Consider the following 6,668-nt stretch of genomic DNA (forward strand, 5'->3'; position numbering starts at 1 on the left):
TCTGCGGTGTAGCAATAGCGTCATATTCCGTCGTTACGCTCGCCTGAAATCTTTGGTAATACATTAACCAGCGCGAGTATTTGGCGATGAGCGACAGACCAGACGACGAAGACACCAACAACAACCCCAGCCGCCGTCGTTTTCTGGGCGGGATGGCTGCCTTGGGCGCAGGCGTCACGCTGAGCAGTTACGTTTCGGCCCACGAGAAACCGCCCGCCGACAACGACAAGCATCATCATCTTGCCGGGCCGGCGCTGGACCGGGCCTTGCGCGAAAACGTGAAGACCATTGTGGTGATCTACGCCGAGAACCGCAGCTTCAATAACCTGTTCGGCGATTTCCCCGGGGTCCAGAAGCCACTCTCCTCGCTCAGACCTTCCGACTATGAACAGCGCGACCGCGACGGCACGCTATTGTCCAAACTGCCGCCCGCCTGGGGTGGTGTGTTGCAGGTCGGGCCGCAAACCGTTGACGGCGTGACCTACCCGGCAGGCGAGCAGTTTCAGAAAGACCTGCCCAACGCTCCCTTCCCGCTCAAGGGGCCGAACGGCGAAGACCTGCCGCTGAGTCTGGTCACTCGCGACCTGTGGCACGTTTTCTATCAGAATCAGATGCAGATCAACGACGGCCGCAATGATCGATTCGTCGCCTGGGCCGACGCTGGCGGGCTGACCATGGGCAACTACGCACAGACTCAGTACTCGCTGCGCCTGTGGGACGTTGCTTCGGAATTCGTGCTGTGCGACAACTTCTTTCAGGGTGCATTCGGCGGCTCGTTCCTCAACCACCAGTACCTGATTTCAGCCACCGCGCCGATTTACCCCAACGCTGCCGAGTCTCCGGCCAAATCCCAGATCGCAACCCTGCAGAGCTTCAACCCGCAAGACCCGCGCCTCAAGCCACTGGACAAGTCGCCTGCCAGCGCAATGGAGGGGCCACCGCAGTTTGGCCCCAGCGCCATTACCCCGGACAACTACGCCGTCAACACCATGGCCCCGCCCTACTGGCCAACCTGGCTGCGCGACCCGCAGAACCCTGATTACTCGAAACCGGATCTGCCCAACGTGCTGGTTCCGCAAAGCCACGAACACATCGGCGACAAACTGTCGAAAAGAAATGTCGACTGGGCCTGGTACGCTGGGGCCTGGCAAGTGACGCTGGACGAGTTCAAGGACTCCACGGGAATCCCGAAAATCCCTAACTTTCAATACCATCACCAGCCGTTCAACTACTTCAAGCAACAGGGTCCGCAAAACCCTGAAGAACGCAAAAAACGTTTGCGTGACGGCGGCCTGGGTGACGAGTCGAGCACCAACCGCTTCCTCGCCGATGCCGAAGCCGGCAAGTTGCCCGCGGTAACCTTCTACAAGCCCCAGGGCAACCTGAACATGCACGCCGGTTATGCCGACGTGGCTGCGGGTGACCGGCACATCGACCGGGTGATCAAGGTGCTGCGCAAGAGCCCGCAATGGGACAACATGGTGATCGTCGTGACTGTAGACGAGAACGGCGGCTGGTGGGACCACGTCGCACCGCCCAAAGGCGACCGCTTCGGCCCTGGCACGCGTGTTCCGGCGCTGGTCATTTCACCCTTCGCCCGCAAAGGCAAGGTGGACCACACGGTCTACGACACGGCCTCGATTCTGCGCCTGATTACCCGTGTTCACGGCCTGGAAAAGCTCGACGGGCTGAAGCGCCGCGACGACGCCATGATCGCGCGCGGCCAGGCTCCCATGGGCGACCTGACCAACGCATTGCACTTTCCTGCCTGAGTCCGTCGCTATAGAGCTCAGATACTCGCGTCGGCTGCCTCCAGTGCAGTCGGACGCGACGTCTTGACCGGTGGCAGGGACGCCACATACACCGTGCGGGACGGGAACGCGAAACGCACATCCAGTTCGGCGAAGGCTTCCATGATGTCCAGATTGATCGCCTGCTGCACATCCATATAAACGTTGTAGCTGGGGTCGAGAACGATAAAGACGGTCTCGAACTCCAGTGACGTTTCGCCAAAACCACGGAAATGCGAGCGGTCGAAACGGGCCAGTTTCTGCGCGTTGATGATCGTTTCTACTTTCTTTGGCACTTCCCGTATCTGATCGACAGAGCAGTCATAAGTAAGCCTGAATTCGAAGACAATGCGCCGCTCCTGCAAGCGTTTGTAGTTCTGAATGGTGTTGTTGATCATGTCGGCGTTGGCCATCACTATCTGCTCGCCGCCCAGGCTGCGGATGCGCGTGGTCTTCAGACCGACATGTTCGACCGTACCGGACAGCGCGCCAACCACAATGAAATCGCCCACTTCAAAAGGCTTGTCCACTGCGATGGAGAGTGAGGCAAACACATCACCCAGAATGTTCTGCACCGCCAGCGCAACCGCAATACCGCCCACCCCGAGGCTGGCGACAAACGCGGTGATGTTGACCCCGACGTTCGACAACATCGCCATGACCACCGTGGCCCACAGCAACACCTTCGCACCCCACAGACTCAACGTTGCCAGCGCACTGCCCTGATAGGTGCCGCCAGCGTTGTGACGTACAAAGTAGCGCTGCAGCGCGAGTGCAATTGCCCGGTTCGCCCACAACCCGACCTGCAATGCAGCAACCACGAACCACAGACTGCTGACCCGCCCAAGCCAGCGCTCTGGCAGATCGAGCATGCCCACCCCGATCAGAATCGAAGCCAGCAGCAACAGCGTATTACTGGTGCCCGACAGCACCTGCACCACGATGTAGCGCATATGCGTGCTGGGCGAACCAGGCCGCGAGCGCATCTTTCGGAGCACAAAACCGATAACCCCCCTGACCAGAATAAAACTCATGGTCGAGGCGAACACAGCGAGTATCCAGTTGGCGAGCGAAATGCCCAGAAATTGCGAGTCTGTGAAAAATCTGATGATGTCCTGTTCCATCCGGCCCCCGGCTCCACTGCTACGAGACGCCTGACCGAAAAGCCCGTGACACCCGCAGCGACTTGAATTGCCCCTTGCCGTAAAACGGTTTCAAGCGACGCGTAAGGGGTTAGGGGGTGTGTAGGAGTGAGGGTTCAGTTGAATTGGCTATTGATCGATCACCTGAACGCACACCGAGTTTTCACTGTTCGTCGAAACTGATCGGACAGCATGGAACCTCTCCTCAATGAGTTGCCACTCACGGCCCCGAGCGACGGGCTACCAAGCACCAAGCGTTCAAGCGGCCCAAAAGGCCAATTCGTGGTTAACACCACATTCAACCAGAGGAAAATATCCGTGACCTACGGCATTCGCGGCGGAGTTGGCACATCGGCTTACTACACCCAGCCCCAGCCTTTTGATGAGTTGAAGCTGAAGCCGGAACAGATTCAGGAAAAGACGGCAAAACTCATGGAGAAAGGGTATTTCACCGTTCCCATAGCAGAACCTACAAGACGTTTTTTGCATGAGCAAAGCAGTCTCAGTAACCCCGCCTGGAGACAGGAGACCGTTGGAAAGGTTATTGATTTGAAAGCAACCGACTACGAACGATCAACAACAGCCGTAGCGAAGGACATTGCAACCACTCTTACCGGGAAGCAACAACAATTGAGGCCTCATGAGTTCCAACTGCGAAGGGCCAAAAATCAGGGCGCAGACCAATGGCATCAGGATAAAGGGCCGAAAAAGGTCATCTGCATCGCCACCATCGAGGGTCGCGGCACCGAATACGTGAAGCGCGCAGAATCAGAAGGAATATTTGAAGCGGGGCATTTTGGGAAAATGACGCCTCTGGATGCCAGGGCTGTTGAGCAGAGAACCAAAGAAGCCAAGCAAGACCGCTTCTATTTCTTTGCGGGCAAAGGTATTTGCGAAGACAGCATTCCCAAACTGGTACACCGCTCGCCCCATCAGAGTGGTCGCTCCATCTTCCTGGCACGATGGCAGTAAGGCAGGCCACGCAGGATTAACCGCCGGATTGGAGACATCCGGCGGTTATCTCCGTGCCGGGCAAACTGTTTTTACAGACGCACGAAGTTCTCGCCAGCGCATGGCGCAGTCGAAACAGGAATAGGCTTTCATTTTTACGGGTAAGCCCCTTTCAGAAAAGGACCTTGAGATAGGTGGTGCCCCCACCAGCCACACCCCGGCACACAATGTTCCCGCTGTGGCTGCTTCCTTCCGGATCTGACCAGGTTCACGGGTAATCGTTGCGGGGGGACCGATGGGGTCACCATAACGACACTCACCAGTTGGCGAGCCGCGCCATTGTACCGGTCTGGCGTGAGTTTACAACCGTTGGTTCGGATAAAAATTTCGAGGGGGCTCAAGCACTTGTGTGCAGGGGCTGAAACGCAAAGCTGCATCGGTCGTTGATGTCACAAATCCTCGAAACACCCTTATTCGATCCTGTACCCTGCCCGCCTCAACAATAATCAGCCAGCAGGTTGCTCATGCAGACTCGATTGGTCGACTACCACGACCTCAACGCCTCTCAACGTCAACAGCTCGGACACCTTGAGGTGACGCAGGAGCAGACACAGTTCTCCGGTGATATTTACACCGCGCTCAATACTCTGCTGGTCAACCCCAGCCCGAATGTTTGCGGCTTTGTGCTGCTGGGCGACGACAAGCCGGTTGGTTTTTTCCTGCTCAAGCGTGGCGACTGTCTGCCGCACTGGGCTCAGGAGGAGCTGGCTGCGACGCTGCATGCGTTGCAAATAGATCATCGCGAACAGGGCAAGGGGCTAGGCAAAGCGTGCTTGCAGGCGTTGCCTGCGGCGCTACGCCTGAAGTGGCCAGACATCACGCATTTGATGCTCTCGGTAGATGCAGATAATAGCGCTGCTATCGGGCTTTATTCAGGTCAGGGCTGGGTGGACACAGGAGAGGCTTACCGCGGAAGGATCGGTTTTGAGCGCAGGCTGGTGCTGACACTTTGATACGAAGTTTGAGCACGCGCCTGACATCCAGCGATGTCAGGCGCTGTCTGGGTTACTGAGCCTGCAACACCTCGTCGGCCTTGCCACCCGCATCCTGAATCACCAAGTGGATAAAATGCAGCTTGGCGATTACCGCAGGAGGCAGCACGAACGGATAGAAGTCCGGCTGACCCATACTGCGTGACAGCTCGTTGAGCATGCTGGCCAGTTCGATCCAGGCGTTGACGAACGACAGGAACGCCGGGCCGCCTGGGTGCTGTGGATCGTAGAGCACTTCCAGCGGGAATGGCTGGTAGTCCAGCTCCATGTCGCGGGCGCTCATGCCAAAACCCAAGGCAGTGTCAACCGCGTCCATCATGTGCAGATAGTGAGCCCAGGTTTCGGCCCAGTCTTCCCACGGGTGCATGGTGGCGTAAGCACTGACAAAGCTTTCCTGCCAGTTGTCGGGCGCGCCGTTTTTATAGTGGTGATCAAGCGCATCGGCGTAGCTGGCGCGCTCGTCGCCGAACAGATTGCGGCAACCGTCCTGCCAGTGGGTATTGGCGATCAGTCGATCCCAGTAATAATGGCCAACTTCATGGCGGAAATGGCCGAGCAAGGTGCGGTAGGGTTCGTGCATCTGCACGCGCATCGCTTCGCGGTGAGCGTCGTCGGCCTCCTCGATGTTCAGGGTGATCAGGCCATTGGCGTGGCCAGTGGTCGGCAGCTTGCCTTCCAGATCGACACCGACAAAGTCAAAGGCCAGGCCGGCTTCTTCATCGACGCTCTTGGGGATGACCTGCAGCCCCAGGGAAATCAGCTGCGCAACCAGACGACGCTTGGCGGTCTCGACCTTGCGCCAGCGCTCACCGTTTTCGGCGATGGACAGGTCGGGAATGGTGCGATTGAGGCTGCACGCAACGCAAAACTCACCGGCGTTGTGCTCCGGAAACAGCCAGTTACAGGCTGCCGGGGTATCGAGGTTGGCGCAACGTCGATACAGACCAGCACCCGGCTCGTCGCTCAGGCGCCAGGTAGGCTCAGGCCCCGCTTCAAGCGTAGCCACGCGGCCCTGCTCGGGCAGGTAACCCAGCGCAGCCGAACAGGCCAGGCATTGGGAATTGGGGAAAAACACCGACTGGCCGCATGTGCACTGCCAGACCTTGCTGTTACGTTTGGATTCGCCGACAAATGGGGCGGTAATGCGTGAACTCAATTGCTCGAAAAAGCGATACATGGCGATCTCCCGTTGGCCTTGCATGGACTAGATCATGCCTAAGCTTCAGGGGTTCAAAATATTATCGAACGGTGGGGACGGATAGCGTCGACGGCGTTTGCGTGGGCGAAAACGGTGCGTCGCACGGTAGTTGGGATTATCGTTCCGCACGCTCCAGCGTGGGAATGCCGTGCGTGACGCTCTGCGTCACAGATCTACGCCGCACCATCACATTCAAGATCGGACGCAGAGCGTCGCACGGTAGTTGGGACTATCGCTCCGCACGCTCCAGCGTGGGAATGCCGTGCGTGACGCTCTGCGTCACAGATCTACGCCGCACCATCACACTCAAGACTGGACGCAGAGCGTCCAGAACGGCATGCGACGCGGAGCGTCTCACGATGATCAAGACATGCCTAAGCAGAGCATCGCACGGTAGTTGGGATTATCGTTCCGCACGCTCCAGCGTGGGAATGCAGTGCGTGACGCTCTGCGTCACAGATCTACGCCGCACCATCACATTCAAGACCGGACGCAGAGCGTCCAGAACGGCATGCGACGCGGAGCGTCGCACGAT

5 protein-coding genes and 1 other RNA gene are annotated in these 6,668 nt (G+C 58.2%); 3 read left to right on the forward strand and 3 right to left on the reverse strand.

From position 1 onward, the window contains the following. The first annotated feature begins 86 nt into the window (after window positions 1–86). A complete protein-coding gene (gene acpA, locus RYB66_RS03875; RefSeq protein WP_316893849.1) occupies window positions 87–1,772 on the forward strand; it encodes an acid phosphatase in 1,686 nt (561 codons plus the stop codon). A 17-nt stretch (window positions 1,773–1,789) separates the two neighbouring features. On the opposite strand, the gene RYB66_RS03880 is transcribed toward acpA, so the two are convergent. Continuing rightward, on the reverse strand, window positions 1,790–2,914 hold the full coding sequence (locus RYB66_RS03880; RefSeq protein ID WP_016981414.1) for a mechanosensitive ion channel family protein: 1,125 nt from the start codon (window positions 2,912–2,914) through the stop codon (window positions 1,790–1,792). 336 nt (window positions 2,915–3,250) lie between these two features. Here RYB66_RS03880 and RYB66_RS03885 point away from each other — a divergent pair, with 336 nt between their 5' ends. After that, a complete protein-coding gene (locus RYB66_RS03885; RefSeq protein WP_005744329.1) occupies window positions 3,251–3,904 on the forward strand; it encodes a DUF1826 domain-containing protein in 654 nt (217 codons plus the stop codon). A 180-nt stretch (window positions 3,905–4,084) separates the two neighbouring features. Here the strand turns inward: RYB66_RS03885 and ffs are convergent. Beyond that, window positions 4,085–4,181: signal recognition particle sRNA small type (gene ffs / locus RYB66_RS03890), an RNA gene on the reverse strand. A 226-nt stretch (window positions 4,182–4,407) separates the two neighbouring features. Here ffs and RYB66_RS03895 point away from each other — a divergent pair. Next, complete coding sequence (locus RYB66_RS03895) at window positions 4,408–4,896, forward strand: GNAT family N-acetyltransferase (protein WP_005782942.1); 489 nt, start codon at window positions 4,408–4,410, stop codon at window positions 4,894–4,896. 52 nt (window positions 4,897–4,948) lie between these two features. Here RYB66_RS03895 and RYB66_RS03900 read toward each other — a convergent pair whose 3' ends face one another. Next, the gene (locus RYB66_RS03900) at window positions 4,949–6,112 is read right to left on the reverse strand and encodes a putative zinc-binding metallopeptidase (RefSeq protein ID WP_005731470.1); all 1,164 of its coding nucleotides are present in this window, start codon (window positions 6,110–6,112) and stop codon (window positions 4,949–4,951) included. Window positions 6,113–6,668: the final 556 nt, after the last annotated feature.

Source organism: Pseudomonas syringae group sp. 243L2 (genome assembly GCF_032587875.1).
In the GTDB taxonomy this organism is placed as follows: Bacteria; Pseudomonadota; Gammaproteobacteria; order Pseudomonadales; family Pseudomonadaceae; genus Aquipseudomonas; species Aquipseudomonas amygdali.